Annotated in this window: 1 protein-coding gene; it reads right to left on the reverse strand. The window is 64.5% G+C overall.

Annotated features, from left to right (window positions below; genetic code table 11):
* Positions 1 to 97: 97 nt before the first annotated feature.
* Positions 98 to 985 carry an NAD(P)-dependent oxidoreductase gene (locus ACY45C_RS07740; RefSeq protein WP_462186958.1) on the reverse strand — a complete coding sequence of 296 codons (888 nt, stop codon included), beginning with the start codon at positions 983 to 985 and terminating at the stop codon, positions 98 to 100.
* Between the last annotated feature and the right edge of the window lie 334 nt (positions 986 to 1,319).

The following is a 1,319-nucleotide window of genomic DNA, read 5'->3' on the forward strand; positions in this document are numbered from 1 at the left end:
CGACCCGCGGGAACGCCAACCAGGCGGGCCCACTCCCTCAGGGAGTGGGCCCGCCTGGTCCGGAACCGTGTCGAGCCGGCTCCTGCGATCTCGGCGCTCAGGCCGAAGGCTTCCGGAACTGTTTGATCATGGCGGCATAGCTGTCGCCGCCGTCACCCGCCGCGATCGCCCGGTCCGTCAGAGCCTTGACAAAGACAGGGATCTCGGCGTTGACACCGGCAGCCTTGCTCTCATGGTGGAGGTGCACCATGGTCGCGAGGTGGGTGTCGATGGTGGCGTCCAGAGCCGGGTAGGTGCCCTCGTCGATCTGGCCAGCGTAGGCAGCCACGAATGCCGTGCAGGCACCGATCCAGGTATTCGCGTACGGAGCGAAGGTCGTCGCCTTGACCCCGGCGGTCTCCAACAGAACAACACCGTGCAGGAAACTGTTGAGCACCCCCCACATGATGCCGAGCAGCGCGACATCGTAGAGGGAGGCAAGGCCGTGGTCCTCACCGAGGTAGCTCGTTCCCACCGGGGCAAGCACCTTCAGCGCCGACTCGATTCCGGCGAACACCTCGTCCGGGCCGCTATAGAGGAAGACGGCGTCCTTCGTCCCCACGACCGGCGGAATAGCCATGATCGCGCCGTCGATGTAGCCGAAGCCGTTCTTCGCCGCCCACTCGGCAGCATCCCTGGCAGCGGCAGAGTCGCCGGACGTCAGGTTGAGGAGCACCTTGCCCGCGAGCTTCTCGACCACCGGGTCAAGGATGGCGTGCACAGCGGTGTAGTCCGACACACAGACCACGACCAGGTCGCTGGCGGTGATCGCATCGGCGACCGAGCCCGCCAGGCGGGCACCCTTGCCAACGACTCCGGAGGCCTTGTCCGCGGAGCGGTTCCACACAGTCGTCGGATGGCCGCCATCAATGAAGGCGGCGGCAAGGGCCTGCCCCATGAGCCCGAGACCGATGAGTGTAACCGGAGCGCGATTCTCGCTCGCCATCACTGAGTACGACCTCCGAAAGACGTCACAGTAGTACGCATCTAACCACTTCCCTTGCTGGGCATGTCGGCAATCTTGGACCGCGGGCGCCACGGTTCGGGGCATGGACGACCCCGTCCGTGGCGGCGCAGATGAAATGGTCGTCGATCCGGCCGCGTCGATCAAGTACTTACCATTTGGTGACCACTTACCTTTTCGTAGGGAACCGATGGTGCCACGGCGCCCGAGATGCCACCTGACGATCACCGCAGAGTGCAGTACATTCCGGATCGAACCCACTCGCACGGAAATACTCCGTCCGACAGCCTTGTCACGGTAAGAATGCTCGCCATGG

This window comes from Frankia sp. CcWB2 (genome assembly GCF_977927585.1).

Bases quoted from the DNA above. Each gene is read 5' to 3' on its own strand.
- ACY45C_RS07740 (WP_462186958.1), bottom strand. From the start codon at position 985: ATGGCGAGCGAGAATCGCGCTCCGGTTACACTCATCGGTCTCGGGCTC.